The sequence below is a fragment of the Streptomyces tanashiensis genome, assembly GCF_014648895.1.
Classification (GTDB): Bacteria; Actinomycetota; Actinomycetes; order Streptomycetales; family Streptomycetaceae; genus Streptomyces; species Streptomyces tanashiensis.
In genome coordinates, this window is sequence record NZ_BMRZ01000014.1 from 53,932 (window position 1) to 69,734 (window position 15,803).

Annotated in this window: 18 protein-coding genes; 13 read left to right on the plus strand and 5 right to left on the minus strand. The window is 73.3% G+C overall.

The window, feature by feature from the left end:
• The first annotated feature begins 77 nt into the window (after positions 1 to 77).
• The 5 genes from IE237_RS30690 (at position 78) to IE237_RS40980 (ending at position 5,799) form a co-directional block, all read left to right on the plus strand.
• A complete protein-coding gene (locus tag IE237_RS30690; RefSeq protein WP_189805395.1) occupies positions 78 to 1,325 on the plus strand; it encodes an exo-beta-N-acetylmuramidase NamZ family protein in 1,248 nt (415 codons plus the stop codon).
• An 87-nt stretch (positions 1,326 to 1,412) separates the two neighbouring features.
• Positions 1,413 to 2,750 (plus strand): erythromycin esterase family protein, encoded by a 1,338-nt coding sequence (locus IE237_RS30695; RefSeq protein ID WP_189805396.1) that lies wholly within the window; start codon positions 1,413 to 1,415, stop codon positions 2,748 to 2,750.
• A 126-nt stretch (positions 2,751 to 2,876) separates the two neighbouring features.
• On the plus strand, positions 2,877 to 4,139 hold the full coding sequence (locus tag IE237_RS30700) for an alpha/beta fold hydrolase (RefSeq protein WP_189805510.1): 1,263 nt from the start codon (positions 2,877 to 2,879) through the stop codon (positions 4,137 to 4,139).
• A 146-nt stretch (positions 4,140 to 4,285) separates the two neighbouring features.
• Positions 4,286 to 4,900 (plus strand): hypothetical protein, encoded by a 615-nt coding sequence (locus IE237_RS30705; protein ID WP_189805397.1) that lies wholly within the window; start codon positions 4,286 to 4,288, stop codon positions 4,898 to 4,900.
• A 17-nt stretch (positions 4,901 to 4,917) separates the two neighbouring features.
• A complete protein-coding gene (locus tag IE237_RS40980) occupies positions 4,918 to 5,799 on the plus strand; it encodes a 3-keto-5-aminohexanoate cleavage protein (RefSeq protein WP_229842987.1) in 882 nt (293 codons plus the stop codon).
• On the opposite strand, the gene soxR is transcribed toward IE237_RS40980, so the two are convergent.
• Entirely contained in the window at positions 5,796 to 6,278 is a 483-nt protein-coding gene (gene soxR / locus IE237_RS30715) for a redox-sensitive transcriptional activator SoxR (RefSeq protein ID WP_189805398.1), read from the minus strand. The genes IE237_RS40980 and soxR overlap by 4 nt on opposite strands.
• Before the next feature lie 120 nt (positions 6,279 to 6,398).
• On the opposite strand from soxR, the gene IE237_RS30720 reads away from it, so the two are divergent.
• Positions 6,399 to 6,860, plus strand: a complete 462-nt coding sequence (locus IE237_RS30720; RefSeq protein ID WP_150159851.1) for a MaoC family dehydratase — start codon at positions 6,399 to 6,401, stop codon at positions 6,858 to 6,860.
• Here IE237_RS30720 and IE237_RS30725 read toward each other — a convergent pair.
• The 3 genes from IE237_RS30725 to IE237_RS30735 all read right to left on the minus strand — a co-directional run bounded on the left by IE237_RS30725 (position 6,851) and on the right by IE237_RS30735 (position 9,069).
• Entirely contained in the window at positions 6,851 to 7,477 is a 627-nt protein-coding gene (locus tag IE237_RS30725) for a TetR/AcrR family transcriptional regulator (RefSeq protein ID WP_189805399.1), read from the minus strand. The two genes, IE237_RS30720 and IE237_RS30725, sit on opposite strands and share 10 nt — an antisense overlap.
• A 91-nt stretch (positions 7,478 to 7,568) precedes the next feature.
• Positions 7,569 to 7,856, minus strand: coding sequence for a YiaA/YiaB family inner membrane protein (locus IE237_RS30730; RefSeq protein ID WP_189805400.1), 288 nt, complete (start codon positions 7,854 to 7,856; stop codon positions 7,569 to 7,571).
• 61 nt (positions 7,857 to 7,917) lie between these two features.
• On the minus strand, positions 7,918 to 9,069 hold the full coding sequence (locus tag IE237_RS30735) for an acyl-CoA dehydrogenase family protein (protein WP_189805401.1): 1,152 nt from the start codon (positions 9,067 to 9,069) through the stop codon (positions 7,918 to 7,920).
• Between the two features lie 61 nt (positions 9,070 to 9,130).
• Here IE237_RS30735 and IE237_RS30740 point away from each other — a divergent pair, with 61 nt between their 5' ends.
• The 4 genes from IE237_RS30740 (at position 9,131) to IE237_RS30755 (ending at position 12,465) form a co-directional block, all read left to right on the plus strand.
• On the plus strand, positions 9,131 to 9,820 hold the full coding sequence (locus IE237_RS30740; protein ID WP_189805402.1) for a TetR/AcrR family transcriptional regulator: 690 nt from the start codon (positions 9,131 to 9,133) through the stop codon (positions 9,818 to 9,820).
• Between the two features lie 18 nt (positions 9,821 to 9,838).
• On the plus strand, positions 9,839 to 10,534 hold the full coding sequence (locus IE237_RS30745) for an ArsR/SmtB family transcription factor (RefSeq protein ID WP_189805403.1): 696 nt from the start codon (positions 9,839 to 9,841) through the stop codon (positions 10,532 to 10,534).
• Between the two features lie 85 nt (positions 10,535 to 10,619).
• Complete coding sequence (locus tag IE237_RS30750; protein ID WP_189805404.1) at positions 10,620 to 11,534, plus strand: DMT family transporter; 915 nt, start codon at positions 10,620 to 10,622, stop codon at positions 11,532 to 11,534.
• 220 nt (positions 11,535 to 11,754) lie between these two features.
• The gene (locus IE237_RS30755) at positions 11,755 to 12,465 is read left to right on the plus strand and encodes a TetR family transcriptional regulator (protein WP_189805405.1); all 711 of its coding nucleotides are present in this window, start codon (positions 11,755 to 11,757) and stop codon (positions 12,463 to 12,465) included.
• On the opposite strand, the gene IE237_RS30760 is transcribed toward IE237_RS30755, so the two are convergent.
• On the minus strand, positions 12,448 to 13,116 hold the full coding sequence (locus IE237_RS30760) for a TetR/AcrR family transcriptional regulator (protein WP_189805406.1): 669 nt from the start codon (positions 13,114 to 13,116) through the stop codon (positions 12,448 to 12,450). The genes IE237_RS30755 and IE237_RS30760 overlap by 18 nt on opposite strands.
• A 122-nt stretch (positions 13,117 to 13,238) precedes the next feature.
• Between IE237_RS30760 and IE237_RS30765 the strand changes: the two genes are divergently transcribed.
• The 3 genes from IE237_RS30765 (at position 13,239) to IE237_RS30775 (ending at position 15,787) form a co-directional block, all read left to right on the plus strand.
• Positions 13,239 to 14,177 carry a DMT family transporter gene (locus IE237_RS30765; protein ID WP_189805407.1) on the plus strand — a complete coding sequence of 313 codons (939 nt, stop codon included), beginning with the start codon at positions 13,239 to 13,241 and terminating at the stop codon, positions 14,175 to 14,177.
• A gap of 70 nt (positions 14,178 to 14,247) precedes the next feature.
• Entirely contained in the window at positions 14,248 to 15,048 is an 801-nt protein-coding gene (locus IE237_RS30770; RefSeq protein WP_189805408.1) for an MBL fold metallo-hydrolase, read from the plus strand.
• Positions 15,049 to 15,085: 37 nt separating this feature from the next.
• Entirely contained in the window at positions 15,086 to 15,787 is a 702-nt protein-coding gene (locus tag IE237_RS30775; RefSeq protein WP_030691206.1) for a DsbA family oxidoreductase, read from the plus strand.
• Positions 15,788 to 15,803: the final 16 nt, after the last annotated feature.

The following is a 15,803-nucleotide window of genomic DNA, read 5'->3' on the forward strand; positions in this document are numbered from 1 at the left end:
CCGTTCCGCACGCCTCGTTCCCCGGGGCCGTCAGGAGCGCTAGCGTGCGTGCCCATGCCACACCGAGGAGGTCCCGCATGAGCCTGTCGCGACGGAGTCTGCTGGCCGCCGGAGGCGCCCTCGGGGCGGCGGCGGCCACCACGGCCGCCCCCGCCTCCGCCGCGCCCGGGGGTCACGGCCATGTGCGGACCGGCTTCGAGCGGCTCGCGGCCGACGGATACGCCCTCCTCGCGGGCGAACGGGTCGGCGTCGTCACCAACCCGACCGGCATCACCCTGGACGCGCGCCACATCGTGGACGTGATGCACGCCGACGAGCGGGTGGACCTGGTCGCCGTCTTCGGCCCCGAGCACGGCTTCCGGGGCACCGCCCAGGCGGGCGGCTCCGAGGGGCGGTACGACGACCCGGCGACCGGGCTGCCCGTCTACGACACGTATCTGAAGAGCGGGCAGCCGCTGGCGGACGCCTTCACCGCCTCCGGGGTGGACACGGTCGTCTTCGACATCCAGGACGTCGGCGCCCGCTTCTACACGTACATCTGGACGCTGTACGACTGCATGGCGGCCGCCGCCCTCGCAGGGAAGCGGTTCGTGGTCCTGGACCGGCCGAACCCGGTGACCGGACGGGCCGCGCTCGGTCCCGTCCTGGACCGGGCGTTCGCGACCTTCGTCGGGCGGGAGCCGATCGCGCAGGCGCACGGCATGACGGTCGCCGAGCTGGCCGGGCTGTTCGACCGCGAGTTCCTGGCCGCGCCCGTCGCCCTGGAGACCGTACGGATGACGGGGTGGCGGCGGTCGGACTTCTTCGACGCGACCGGGCTGCCGTGGGTGCCGCCCAGCCCGAACATGCCGACGCCGGACACCGCGCTCGTGTACTCCGGCACGTGTCTCTTCGAGGGCACCAACCTCTCCGAGGGGCGGGGCACCACGCGCCCCTTCGAACTCCTCGGCGCCGAGGGGATCGACCGGCGGTGGGCGGAGGCGGCGAACGCCCTCGGCCTGCCCGGGGTCCGGTTCCGCGAGGCGTACTTCGCCCCGACCTTCTCCAAGTTCCAGGGGAAGACGGTCGGCGGCGTGCAGCTGCACGTCCACGACCGTGCGTCCTTCGACCCGGTACGGACGGGGATCGGGCTCCTGGTCACGGCCCGGAGCTCGTGGTCCGGCTTCGCCTGGCGGGCGGACCACTGGATCGACAAGCTGACCGGCTCGACCCGGGTGCGGACCCTGATCGACGCGGGCGCGGGCGTGGACGAGGTCGTCGGGGCGTGGGAGACGGACCTGGCGGCGTTCCGGTCGGTGCGCGAGGAGTATCTGCTGTACCGCTGACCGGTCTCGCCGGGTGGGGGTTGCCCCCCGTCCGGTACGGGTGCGGGCGGGATGTCCCCCGGGCGTCCCGCCGACCACGCTTGCCCCATGAACCTCTCCTTACGACGCCGTCGTCTGCCGCTCGTCGGGCTCCTCCTCGCCGCCTGCCTGGGCTCCCTGGCGCCCGCCGCGGGCGCCGCCACCGCCCCGGCCGGCCCCGATCCCGCGCGCGAACTCGCTCGCTCCGCCCGGCCCCTGACCGATCTGCGCCCGCTGGACCGGATGATCGGCTCGGCCGAGGTCGTCGGCATCGGCGAGGCCACCCACAGCTCGGCGGACTTCTTCACCGCGAAGCACCGGATCTTCGAACACCTCGTGGAGTCCCGGGGCTTCACCACCTTCGCCCTGGAGGCCCCCTGGTCCACCGGGCTCCTCGTCGACGAGTGGGTCCGCACCGGCCGGGGCGACATCCGGGAGATCATGCGGGACGAATTCCAGGAGTCGTACCGCCTCTGGAACACCGAGGAGTACCTCGACCTGTTCCGGTGGATGCGGAGGTACAACCAGCTCCACCCCGGACACCAGGTCCGCTTCATGGGCAACGACCTCGGCTACGCGGGACCGAACCTCTTCGACGCCGTCACCTCGTACGTCGCCCGGGTCCACCCGGCGCTCCTCCCCCGTTTCCGGGAGCTGTACCGGGACTCGCGCCCCACGGGCTCGGTGGAGGCCTGGATGAAGGGCTACATGGAGAAGCCGCGCCCCGAACGGCAGCGGATGGCCGGCGACGTGAACCGCGCCCTCGCCCTCCTGGAGCGGCAGAGCCCCGGCAAGGGCCCGGGAGCGCGGGAGGCGCACCTGTGGGCGGTGCAGCACGCGCGCGCGATCGCCCAGTCCGGCACCGAGTACGCCCACGACCTGACGACGCCGGAGGGGGTCGCCGCGGCGATGCTCTACCGCGACCGCATCATGGCCGAGAACACCGTGTGGTGGCAGCGGGCGACCGGCGACCGGATGGTGCTCTCCGCGCACAACGGGCACGTCGGCTACGAGACGGCGACGCCGGACCAGTACCCGCGGACCCAGGGCGCGTTCCTGCGGGACGCCCTCGGCCGGGACTACGTGACGGTGGGCGCCTCCTTCGGACAGGGCTCCTTCAACGCGCACGACACCACGGCCCCCGGCGAACCGCTCCGGGCCTTCACCGTCGCCCCGCTCGGCCCCGGCAGCAGCGCCGACACCCTGGACCGGGTCGCGTCCGGCCCGTTCTACCTGGACCTGAGGCGTACGGCTCCGGCGGCGCGCGACTGGCTGGGCGTGCCCCGGCCGACCCGGCACATCGGGACGGCGTTCCCCTGGGAGGGCGACGTCGCGTCCGTGCGGTACTCCACCGCGTACGACCTCCTGATCCACTTCCCGAGGATCTCGGCGGCACGGCTGCGCTGACGGTCCCTCGGACGTCTGGACGGTCCCGTGCGCGGGCATGCTGGCCAAGGAGCCGCCGCCCGCGCACGGGGCGCACTCGGCGCTGCGGCCCCCTCGACGTGGAGGGACGGTCTGGTCGTGACCGGGATGAGTGTGGAGCCGTACCGGGAGATCACCTTCGACAAGGACGGCGACGGGCCGCCGGGCCAGGCCTCGGAGCTCGTCGCGCTGGCGCGCCGGGGCGTCGGCGACCTGGTGGTGTTCGCGCACGGGTGGAACAACTCCCCGTCGGGCGCCACCCGTCTCTGCTCCGACTTCTTCGAGCCCTTCCCCGGGCTGCTCGCGCCCGGGGTGGAGGCGGGGTACGCGGGGGTGATCTGGCCCTCGATGATGTTCACGGACGAGCCGGTGCCCGACTACCGGGCCCTGGTGACGGTCCTTCCGGAGAAGGAGCCGGTCATAGGGCGGCTCACGGAGCTGCTGGCCGCGGCGCCGCCGGAGGAGGCGGCGTTCGCCGAGTTCGGGGCGCTGCTGCGGGAACTGATCGACGTGGGCGTGGAGGGCGTGGGCCTGGAGGGCGTGGGCCTGGAGGGCGTGGGCCTGGAGGGCGTGGGCCTGGAGGGCGTGGCCGTCCCGGATGCGGTTCCGGAGTTCCTGGTCGCGGACCCGGTGGAGGTGTGCGCCCTGTTCACCGAGGCCCTGGAGAGCGCCGGCACGCTCCCGGCGGAGGCCTTCGGCGGGGGCCTGAGGAAGTACTGGAAGGGCGCCAAGGAGGTGCTGCGGCAGGCCACGTACTACGTGATGAAGAAGCGGGCCGGGCGGGTCGGCGAGCAGGGGCTCGGACCGCTGCTCGGCGAGGTCGCGCGCGCCGCCCCCGGGCTCCGGGTCCACCTCGTGGGCCACAGCATGGGGGCCCGGCTCGTCGCGTACGCGCTGCGGGGGCTGCCCGCCGGGGCCCGGCCGGTGGCCTCCCTGACGCTCCTTCAGGGATCCCTCTCGCACTACGCGTTCGCGGCGCGGCTGCCGCACGACCCCGGCCGGTCCGGTTCGCTGCGGGACCTGCAGCACCGGGTGCGGGGGCCGGTGGTGGCCTGCTACTCGCGGCACGACACGGCGCTGGGGGTCATGTACCCGCTGGCGTCCCGGCTCGCGAACGACTCCGCGTCGCTGACCGGCACCGGGTCGGGGCTGATCGGCGCGGACGACCCGCGCTGGGGCGCGATCGGGCACGACGGCGTGCGGGCGGTGCCGGAGGGCGTGCGACGGGGCCTCGCGGACGTCCTGCGCGAGGGGGTGCCGGGCTCGGGGTGCGTGAGCGTGGACGTGGCCGACGTGGTCCGCTCGCACAGCGACATCTGCCGGCCGGAACTGGCCCGGGTGGTGGTCTCGGCGGCCCGGACGGGCCGCTAGAACCCACCGGACGCGCTGGTTCCGCAGGGTGACGGGCGTCTCTTCCACCCCGCTGATGGCTGCCATCGGAATTTCGATGGAACACGGCGGGGCGCTCGTTCGTCCCTCTGATAGCGCGGAAGGACCAGCGGCGGAGGTGGCGAGTGATGGCCGGTTTCCGGAGTCTCGCGAGACAGGTGCGCGATCCGGGGTGCGACACGGCGCTGCGCAGGTATTCACTGCGCAAGTGCCTGGAGAGGTTCGCGCCGTACGGACACCGTGCGACCTGGGACCATCTGTGCCGCAGGCACAGATTCGGTCCCGAGGACCGGGAGCTCGACCCGGGGCGGCTGGTGGCCGCGCTCGACGAGCTGGAGGAGGCGCGGGCCGTGTGGCTCGCGTACGAGGAGCGGTTCGCCGCCCGGCGGCGGCGCGAGAAGCACGAGGGGCTGCGCGGGCTCGGCGCGCTCGACGCATGGCACCGGCGCGTCTGGGGCGGGAACGGCGTGGTCCGCTGCGGCGACCCGGCGGTGCACCCCTCGGACCCGCTGCCGGAGGTGCTGCGGCGGCTGATCGGCGCCCTCGAACGGGGGCCGGGCGAGGCGTGTCCGGTGTGCGCGGGGCCGCGGATCGAGTGGGCCGGGCCGGGTGACCCGTACGACCCGTGGCTCGGTCCGGTGTGCGGGGACTGCGGGGTGGGCGTCCCGCGTGCGGTGCTGACCTCGGGGGCGCTGGCCCGGGCGCGCGGGGACCGGAGCCGGCCGCTGGCCTCGGCGGCGTGAGGCGGGCGTCGCCCGCGGTGCTGCAGGTGTGTCTCAACGGCTCGCGGGGGCCGGGGGATTCGGCGGTCGTCCCGATGTCGCCGGAGTCGCTCGCGGAGTCCGCGGCGCGGGCGGTGGCGGCGGGAGCCGGGGAGGTGCGGGTGCATCCCCGCACGCCGTGCGGCCGGACCTCGCTCTCCCCCCGGGTGCTCGCGCCGGTCCTGGCGGAGCTGCGGCCGGCCGTGTCGGCGGTGGCGGGAGCCCCGGTGCCGGTCACGACGGCGGCGTCGGCCGAGCCCGAGCCCGGCCGCCGGGTGGAGCGGATCCGGTCCTGGACGGTGCTCCCCGATCTGGTGTCGGTCGACTGGCACGAGCCGGGTGCCGAGGCGGTGGTGGCAGCGCTCCTGGAGCGCGGGGTCGGGGTCGAGGCCGCGCTGTGGTCCGGTACGGACGGCCCGGAGCGGTTCGCGAGCTCCCCGCCGGCGCCGGGGGTGCGGCGGGTCCTGGTGAGGGTGACGGCAGCGGGCTCGGACGGCGATCCGGAGGCCGCGGCCCGCGCCCTGCTCTCGACGCTCGCCGTGCAGCCGGGGCGCCCGGCGCCGGCACACGGTCTCCCCGTGCCGCCGCACGGTCCCCCGGTACAGGTGCACGGTCCCCCGGCGCCGCCGCACGGTCTCCCGGTACAGGTGCACAGTGCCCCCGCGCCGCCGCACGGCCTCCCGGTACAGGTGCACGGTCTCCCGGTTCTGCTGCACGGTGAGGAGGACGGCGCCTGGCCGGTGCTGCGGCTCGCCCGCCGCCTGGGTGCCGGTGCCCGGATCGGTCTGGAGGACACCCTGCTCCTGCCGGACGGCACCCCGGCGCGCTCCAACGCCGAACTGGTGACGGCGGCCCTCGCGTACGGGCGGACGGGCTTCTAGTCGGCGGCGCCCTCGGCCGCCGGGCGGCGTACGGGGAGGAGGCGGGAGCCCGCCATCTGCTCGCCGAAGCGGTCGTCGGGGTTGGACAGGACGCAGGTCTCCAGGGACAGGCAGCCGCAGCCGATGCAGTCGGTCAGGTGGTCGCGCAGCCGGCCCAGCTGCTTGATGCGCTCGTCGAGTTCGGTGCGCCAGGCCCCGGAGAGGCGGGCCCAGTCCTCGTTCGTGGGGGTGCGCTCCTCGGGGAGCTGGGCCAGCGCCTCCCGGATGGTGGCCAGGGGGATGCCGACCCGCTGCGCGGCCCGGACGAAGGCGACCCGGCGGAGGGTGTCGCGGCCGTAGCGCCGCTGGTTGCCGGCGGTGCGGCGGCTGCTGATGAGCCCCTTCGCCTCGTAGAAGTGCAGGGCGGAGACGGCGGCCCCGCTGCGGGCGGACAGCTGGCCGACGGTGAGTTCGTGGATCTTCTCTGGAATCTGCGGCACTCGGGGAACCCTACTGGTCTGTCGTTGGCGGCCGTTGACAGCGGCCTCCGCAGCCCACATGCTGAGCAAGCGCTTAGATACCGACCATTAGGTATGCCGTACGAGAAGGGACGAGGGAACATGGCCGAGCCGAGGATCTTCACCTCCGCCGAGGAGCTGCGCGCGGGGGTCGGCGAGCAGCTGGGGCACAGCGACTGGGTGGAGATCGACCAGAAGCGGATCGACCTCTTCGCCGAGGCGACCGGGGACCACCAGTGGATCCACGTGGACCCGGAGCGCGCCGCCGCCGGCCCCTTCGGCACGACGATCGCGCACGGCTACCTGACGCTGTCGCTGCTGCCGCTGTTCGTCCCGCAGGTGCTGCGGGTCGAGGGCATGAAGATGGGCCTCAACTACGGGACGGAGAAGGTCCGCTTCCCCGCCCCGGTCCCGGTCGGCTCGCGACTGCGCGCCACCGCCGTCCTGACGAAGGTCGAGGAGGCGGGCGGCGGCGTGCAGGTGACGGCCGCGGTGACCGTGGAGCGCGAGGGCTCCGAGAAGCCCGTCTGCGTCGCCGAGTCGGTCTCCCGCTACTACTTCTGAGCGCCGGCCATCCGCAGGACGAGGTCGGCGTAGAGCGCGCCGACCTCGTCGGCGGTCCGGCGGCCCTGCGTGTTGAACCAGCGCGAGACGTCGATGCAGAGGGAGAGCACCGCGACCGTGGTGCCGGGCACGTCCGACACCGCGAACTCGCCCGCCGCGACGCCCTCGTTGATGATCCGCCGGATCACGGCCTCGGACTCGCGGCGCAGCTCGACGATCTCGGCGCGGTGCTCGGGGCCGAGGGCGTCGAGCTCGTACTGGACGACGCGCGCGGTCGTGTGGCGCTCGGCGTGCCAGCGGACGAAGGAGCGCACGGCGTCGGCGAGCCGCTCGGCGGCGGTGCCCTCGCCGTCGGCCGCGGCCCGGAGGATCTCCAGGGCCTTGTCGTGACCGATGCGGCTGATCCGGTGGAGCAGCTCTTCCTTGGTCTTGTAGTGGATGTAGAGCGCGGCCGGGCTCATCCCGGCGCGTCCCGCGATGTCCCGGGTGGTGGTGGCGTGGTAGCCGCGCTCGGCGAACGCCTCGACGGCGGCCACGAGCAGCCGCCGGGCCGCCTCGGGCGTGACCTCGCCCCAGGGCATGTCCTCGCCCCCGGGCGTCTCCTCCGCCGCGCTCATCCCACACTCCCTCTCGGACCCCGTCAGGACGAACACCATACAACGAGGGTGAGCAAGCGCTTAGATCTTCTCGGCCCGCGAGATCCCGCGCTCAGAGCTTCTGGAAGGGGTCGTGCTCGGCGAGGAGCTTCTCCAGGCGGGCCTGGTCCACCCGGCTGACGATCTGGCCGGCCTCCTGGCGGTCGCGGACGACCTTGGCGAGGGTGAAGGCCGAGGTCGTGAGGTAGAGGACCGCGATGGCGAGGAAGGCCCGCACCCAGCCACTGGCGTCGAGCTGGTAGATCCCGACGGCCACGGCCGCGATCGCGATCCCGAAGGAGATGACCGCCTGCATGTAGTAGGCGGCGGTGTTCTGCTGCTTGACCGGTGTGTCGCTCATGCCGCACAGCATCGGACGGATGTGGCCGGTGCCACATCCGTCCGCGTACTCAGCGAGGTACTCAGAAGGCCGAGACCCCCGTCAGCGCGCGGCCGATGATGAGCTTCTGGATCTGGCTGGTGCCCTCGTACAGGGTCATGACGCGGGCGTCACGCACCAGCTTCCCGACCGGGTACTCGTCGATGTAGCCGTAGCCGCCGAAGACCTGGAGGGCGTTGTTCGCGGCGCGGACGGCGGCCTCGGAGGCGTACAGCTTGGCCTTGGAGGCGGCGGTGGCGAAGTCCTGGCCCCGGTCGATCAGGTCGGCGACCCGCCAGGTGAGCAGCCGGGCGGCGTCCACGTCGACGGCGATGTCGCTGAGGAGCTCCTGGACCAGCTGGTACGAGGCGATGGGCTTTCCGAACTGCTCGCGCTCCCCCGCGTACCGTACGGCCGCGTCGAGGGCCGCCTGGGCGATGCCGACGCAGCCGGCGGCGACCGACATGCGCCCCTTGGCGAGAGCGGACATGGCGACGGCGAAGCCCTTGCCCTCGGGGCCCAGCATCGCTCCGGCCGGGACGCGGACGCCTTCCAGGACGAGTTCGGCGGTGGCCTGGCCGCGCAGGCCGAGCTTGCCGTGGACGGGGCGGCGGGTGAGGCCGGGGGTGTCGGTGGGGACGAGGAAGGCGGAGACGCCCTTGTGGCCGGGGGTGTCGTTCGTGCGGGCGAAGAGCAGTACGACATCGGCCCAGGTGCCGTTGGTGATGAACATCTTGCTGCCGTCGACGACGTACGCGTCGCCGTCCCGGACGGCGCGGGTGGCCAGGTTCCCGGCGTCGGAGCCGGTGCCCGGCTCGGTCAGGCCGAAGCAGCCGAGCGCCTCGCCGGACGCGAGCCGGGGCAGCCACTCCCGCTTCTGCTCCTCGGTGCCCCAGGAGGCGATCGTCTTGGCGACCAGGCCGAGGGAGACGGAGACGATGCCGCGGACGGAGGAGTCGCCGCGCCCCAGCTCCTCGGTGACGAGGCAGTACGCGAGGTGGTCGCCGCCCGAACCGCCGTACTCCTCCGGGATCGTGAGCCCGAGGAAGCCGACGGCGCCGAGCTTCTTCACGATGCCCCGGCCCACCTCCTCGGCGCGGTCCCACGCGACGGCGTGCGGGGTGACCTCACGTGCGACGAAGTCCTCGGCGAGCCGCCGTACGGCCTCCTGCTCCTCGCTCAGTTCCAGATTCATGCGGTGCCACCCCACTCGGCCATTTAATTACCACTGCTAGTTTTTGCTGTGCGGGCCTACTATGTGCGCCATGGCCCGACCGCGCAAGCCCCTGCTCAGCCGAGAACGCATCGTCGAGACGGCGGGCGCGCTCGTGGACGCGGAGGGCCTCGCCGCGCTCTCCACCCGGCGGCTCGCCGCCGAACTCGGGGTGAGCGGGCCCTCGCTCTACAACCACTTCCGCACGAAGGACGAGATCCTCGACGCGATCGCTGACGCGGTGAGCGCGAAGATCGACCTGTCGATGTTCGCGGAGGACGACGGCCGGGACTGGCGGACCGCCCTGCACGACTGGGCGGTCTCCTACCGCGCCGCCCTCGCCGACCACCCGCACATCGTCCCCGTGCTCGCCCAGGGCCCCGGCCGCCGCCCGGCCGGCCTGAAGGTCGCCGACGCCGTCTTCGGCGCGATGGTCCGCGCGGGATGGCCCCCGGCCCAGGCCACCTCCATCGGGGCGCTGATGCGGTACTTCATCACCGGCTCCGCCCTCGGCTCCTTCGCCCGCGGCTTCGTCGACGACGAGACGGCCTACGACCCGGCCGACTACCCCCACCTCGGCCGGGCCCACCTCCTCGCGGAGCACCGCCAGAAGGTCGACGAGGGCGCCTTCGAGACGGGCCTGACGGCACTGCTCGACGGTCTGCGGCTCCAGTACGAGGCGCTCCCGGCCCGCCCCCGGACATCTCACAGTTCGGCCACCGCCGAAGCGTGAGTGCGGCAGGCTTGAGCCATGGCAGCCAGTGATCTCGCCGCGCTCGCGGCGCTCTTCGCGGACGAGAGCCGCGCCGCGTTCCTGCTCGCCCTGCTCGACGGCCGGGCCTGGACCGCCGGGGAGCTCGCCCGGCACGCCGGGGTGGCGCCGTCCACCGCCAGCGAGCACCTCGGGAAACTGGTCGCGGGCGGGGTGCTCGCGGAGGAACGGCAGGGACGGCACCGGTACGTGCGCCTCGCCGACCCCGGGATCGCGCACCTCGTCGAGGACCTGGCCGCCCGGTCCGAGCCCGAGGTGCCCGCGCCGCCGCGCTCGCTGCGGGCCGCGAGCGCCGGGCAGGCGATGGCGCGCGGCCGGACCTGCTACGACCACCTCGCGGGACGGCTCGGCATCGCGATCACCGACGCGATGACGGAGCGCGGACTGCTGCGCCAGGACACCGGGTTCGCGCTCACCGACCGGGGCCTCGCCTGGTTCGACGAGCAGGGCATCGCCCTCGTACGGAAGGGGCGGCGGCCCGTCGCGCGCGGCTGCCTGGACTGGACCGAGCGCCGCCCGCACCTCGCGGGGATCGCGGGCGCCGCACTGTGCCGGCACGCGCTGGACGCCGGGTGGTGCGTCCGCATCGGGTCCGAGCGCGCGGTGAAGGTGACACCGGAGGGCGAGACCGCCCTGCGGGCCGGCCTGGGTATCGCGGCCGCGGCGCTGCGATGAGCGGGGCGGGCGGGCCGGGGTGCCCGCCCACGCACCCCTCGATATTGCGGTGAACGCCGAAGGGTCCGCACCCTACGGTCGAGCCATGCAGAAGCAACCCGCCCGGCTCGCGCTCGCCGCCGCCGGTGTCACCGTCGTCCTGTGGGCCTCCGCCTTCGTGTCCATCCGCAGCGCCGGGGCGGCCTACTCCCCCGGCGCCCTCGCCCTCGGCCGGCTGCTCGCCGGGGCTCTCGTCCTCGGGACCGTGCTCCTGGTGCGACGGGAGGGACTCCCGCCGCGGGCCGCCTGGCCGGGGATCGTGACCTCGGGGCTGCTCTGGTTCGGGGTGTACATGGTGGTCCTGAACTGGGGCGAGCAGGAGGTCGACGCGGGCACGGCGGCGATGGTGGTGAACATCGGACCGATCCTCATCGCCCTGCTCGGCGCGCGGTTCCTCAAGGAGTCGCTGCCGCCCCGGCTGCTCGCGGGCATGGCGGTCTCCTTCGCCGGCGCGGTGACCGTCGGCCTGTCGATGTCCGGCGGCGGCCCCGGCGCGCACGCCTCCGTGCTCGGGGTGGTCCTCTGCCTGCTCGCCGCGGTGGCGTACGCGGGCGGGGTGGTGGCCCAGAAGCCGGCGCTCGCGCACGGCAGCGCGCTCCAGGTGACGACCTTCGGCTGCCTGGTGGGGGCGGTGGCCTGTCTCCCGTTCGCGGGGCAGCTGGTCGAGGAGGCGGGCCGGGCCCCGCTGTCGGCGACCCTGAACATGGTCTACCTGGGGGTGTTCCCGACCGCCCTCGCGTTCACGACCTGGGCCTACGCCCTGGCCCGGACCACCGCGGGGCGGATGGGCGCGACGACGTACGCCGTGCCCGCCCTGGTCGTGGTCCTCGCCTGGGTGTTCCTGGGCGAGCTGCCGGGCGTGCTCACGCTCGCCGGGGGTGCGCTGTGCCTGGCGGGCGTGGCCGTATCCCGCTCCCGGGCGCGGGCTTCCGTGACGGCCGGAACGGCTGAATCCACCTGACAGGCCATACCCCCGGTTCCGGTCAGTTCGCGGGCGGTCCGCACGGGCCGGGCGCCCGCGACCTGGGAGAAGGACGCGCGTCAAGCCCCAGTTCCGGCCGGGCGGACGAGAAGCCACGTTTCGCCGCTCCCCGGCCGGATAGTTTCGAGTCGGTCACAGGCGCGGGCCGGAAGATAACGCTCCGGCTCCGGCTTTTTCTCGCGAGTCCACGGGGGAGCTCATGGCGATTCAGCAGCGGGCGGAGCGGACGAGACAGGAGATCCTGTCGTCGGCGGCGCGAGTGTTCGACAGAGTGGGCTACGAGCGGGCGTCCCTGGCGCGGATCGCCGGCGAGGCCCGGGTGACCACGGGCGCCCTGGTCTTCCACTTCGCCACCAAGGCGGACCTGGCGACCGCGGTGCGCGGGCGGGCCCGTGCGGTCACCCGGATCACGGTCGAATCGGCCTGCTTATCCACCGAGGGGGTGGGCGGCACCGCGATCGACAAGCTGGTCATCACGACCCATGCGCTGATCCGGCTCTTCGAGACCGATCACATGGCGCGGGCCGGTGAACGCCTCGCCCGCGAGCTGCAGTCGACGGACCCCGGACCCGGGCAGGACTGCCCCTGGCGGCGCGAGGTGGGCCGTCTGGCGCGCTACGCGGTGGCGGAGAACGCCCTGCGGCCGGGCGTGGACGCGACGGCGGTGGCGGCGCTGATCGGCTACGTGATCACCGGGGTCGAGCTGGAGATGCGCCTGCCGAGCGCGCCGGCCGACGGGCTCTGGCCCGCGGAGAGCGGAGCCCTGCACGATCCGGCCGAGGAACGACTGCGCCGCATCTGGGAGTTGATCCTGCCCGGGCTCGTCCACCCGGCCGGCCCGGCGACCCCGGCGCCGTCGAAGACCTCCTCGAAGGCCTCGTCGCAGGGGCGGTCAGCGACCGCCTCCTGACTGCAGCAACTGGCGCGCGAAGTCCGCCAGTGAACGCCCGATGCGCTCGGTCGACAGGCCGAGTTCGTGCCGCTGGAACTGGAAGAGCTCGGGCGACAGCGGACTGAGCGCGATGTCGATCAGCGGATCCGGGTCCCCGACCCCGTGGTCGACCAGCAGGGTCCGGACGTGGACGCGCCAGAAGCCGTAGGCACCCGTCCGGAAGCGCGCGGGACCGGTCTCCGCCCCCAGGGCCAGCGGCAGATGCCGTTCCAGCAGATCGAGCATCGCCAGGTAGAACGCCGCGAGCCGCTCCCCCGCCGGCGCGCCGGGGCCGAGCGGCGGCGGTCCGTAGATGAGCTGCCCCTGCAGCCGGCGCTCGTGCTCGTCGAGCAGCGCCACGGCGACCGAGGACGGATCGGGGAAGCTCCGGTACAGCGTGGCGCGGCCCACGCCCGCGGCCTTGGCGATCCGGTCCATGGTGACCGACCGCGGATCCTGCTCGGCGAAGAGCCGCTCGGCCGCGGCCAGGATCTGGGCGCGGTTGCGCTCCGCGTCCGCACGTCTGCGCGGGGCGACCGGCTGCTCCTCCGCGGCCTGCAGATCACCGAGGAGCCCGCCGACCCGGTGCACGGAGGAGGCTCCACGACCTCGCTGCTCTTCCTCGCTCATGGACCAGACCTTACTTCCCCCGGGGCTAAGTGGACACCTTGTCCGTTTGCCATGTTGCATGGCATGCTAAACGGACTCAGTGTCCACTTATCCGCTCGCCATCCCGCCCCAGGGAGATCCAGATGCACACCGCGCTCCTCGCCGCGGCCCTGCTGGTCGGCTGCCTCCTGGCCGTCCAGGCCTCGGTGAACCTCCAGCTCAACTCGGCCGTCGGCACCCCGTACGGCGCTTCGACCATCCAGCTCGGCGTCGCGACCACGCTGCTCGTCGTGCTCGCGGTGGCGGCCGGCGCGCTCGGCGCGCTCGGCAAGCTGCCCGACGTGGAGTGGTGGCAGCTGCTCGGCGGACTCGCCAGCCCCCTGTACATCACCAGCGGCATCCTGCTGTTCCCACGGCTCGGCGCCCTCGCCGCCGTCGGACTCTTCGTCACCGGCCAGATGTTCGCCTCGCTCGCCCTCGACCTCTTCGGTCTCCTCGGCCTCAAGCAGAAGGACCTGAGCGTCGGCATCGTCCTCGGCGCCCTCGCCGTCCTCGCGGGCATCGTCGTGATCATCCGGGGCATGAAGGCCGCGGCCCCTCCCGGCGCGCCCAAGATGTCGAGCGCCGGCCGCGCCGGCTGGCTCGTCCTCGGCATCGTCGCCGGCGGTGTGCTGCCGATCCAGGGTGCGGTCAACGCCCAGCTGCGCGCCCAGCTGAAGGAGCCCATCACCGTCGCCGTGATCAGCTTCGCCGTGGCGACCTTCACCATCGCCGTCGTCCTGCTCGTGCTCTACGCGACCCGGAAGACCCCGAAGCCCAAGATCGCCCCGCTGAAGAAGATGCCCTGGTGGGGCTGGCTCGGTGGCGCCTGCGCCGCCGCGTACGTCACCGGCACCTTCCTGCTCATCCCCACCATCGGCGCGGCCGTGACCATCGCCCTGACCGTGACGGGGCAGCAGCTGACCTCGGCCCTGATCGACCACAAGGGCCTGTTCAAGCTCCCGCAGCGCTCCCTGACCAAGCCGCGCGCCCTGGGCCTCGCCCTGCTGATCGCCGGCTCCCTGACCATCCAGCTCGTCTGACCGAGGCCGGCCTCCCCCGGGTCCCCGCCCGGGGGCCCCGGCCCGATCGGTGCCTCATGAAAGGCTGATCATGAAGACGTCCTACACCGCCGGGCCGGACATCCACGTCCTCCCCTCGGCCCTGCCGATCCCCGGTCTCGGCGACCAGCCGGTGAACGCCTTCCTCCTACGGTCCGGAGAGCCGCTCCTCGTGGACACCGGCATGCCCGTCGACCGGGAGGGCTTCCTGGACTCCCTCTGGTCGCTGATCGACCCGGCCGATCTGCGCTGGGTCGTCGTGACCCACGACGACCGCGACCACACCGGCGCCCTCGCCCGGATCCTGGAGGCCGCGCCGCAGGCGAAGGTGCTCGCCAACGCGATATCACTGACGCGAATATCGGAAGAGTTCAGCATTCCGCAGGAACGGGTAGTAACCGCGAACCCGGGAAATCGCGTGAAAGTCGGAGACCGTGAGCTGAGTTTTCACCGGCCGCCCACCTTCGATTCACCCGGAACCCTCGCAGTGTTCGACCATTCCGATGGAACGCTCTACAGCTCCGACAGCTTCGGCACCGTCGTCGAAGAAATTCGCCAGGACTTCACCGACCTTTCCGAAGAGGAATTCTTCCACGGCTTCGAGGTCCTGAACCGTGCGATAGCCCCGTGGACCGCGCTGGTCGACGAGGCGAAGTTCCTCCGTCCCGTCCACGAGCTGGCCGCACTGCGCCCCGCGCGGCTGCTCAGCGCCCACGGGCCGACCGTCGAGGAGGCCGCCGTGCCCCGGCTCTTCGAGGCGATGGCCCGCATCCCGTCCCTGCCCGCCTGGCTGCCGGGCGCCGACCTCGACCTCGAGGCGGCGCTCGACGCCCACGAGTCCACCGCCGGCTGAGCACCGCTCCGCCCGCGCACCTGAACCGAGGAGAACCATGTCCGACCCGACCACCGCCGACCTGACCCCGCCGCGCGGAGTCGTCACCGTCTTCTCCGACATCTGGTGTTCCTTCGCGCACATCGCCATCCACCGGCTGCACGCCACCCGGGCCCGCCTCGGCCTGGAGGAGCAGGTCTCCTTCGACCTGCGCGCCTTCCCCCTGGAACTGCTGAACGACGCCCCGAGCCCGCGCCCCGGCACGGACAGCGAGGTCGCCCGGATGGCCAGCCTGGAGCCGGCCGCCGGCTGGCAGCTGTGGCAGGCCAAGGACTGGCTGTACCCCTCGACGACGCTGCCCGCCCTGGAGGCGGTGCTCGCCGCCAAGGAGCAGAGCCTGAACGCCTCGGAGCAGCTCGACCTCGGGCTGCGCCGGGCCTTCTGGGCCGAGTCGCGCTGCATCAGCCACCGCAAGGTGATCCTGGACGTGGCCGCGGAGACGGGCGCCGTCGACGTCGACGCCCTCACCGAGGCGCTGGACGACGGGCGGGCCCGCCGGACCCTCGCCGACCAGGCCGCGCTGTCGAAGAGCGACCGCGTGAACTGCAGCCCCCACCTGTTCCTGCCCGACGGCTCCGACCACGCCAACCCCGGCATCGACGTGGGCTGGGAGGGGGCGTACGGCATCGGCTGGCCGGTCATCGCCTCGGACGACCCGAAGGTGTACGAAGACATCCTGCTGCGGGCCGCCACTGAATAGCGGAACAAGCCGCCGG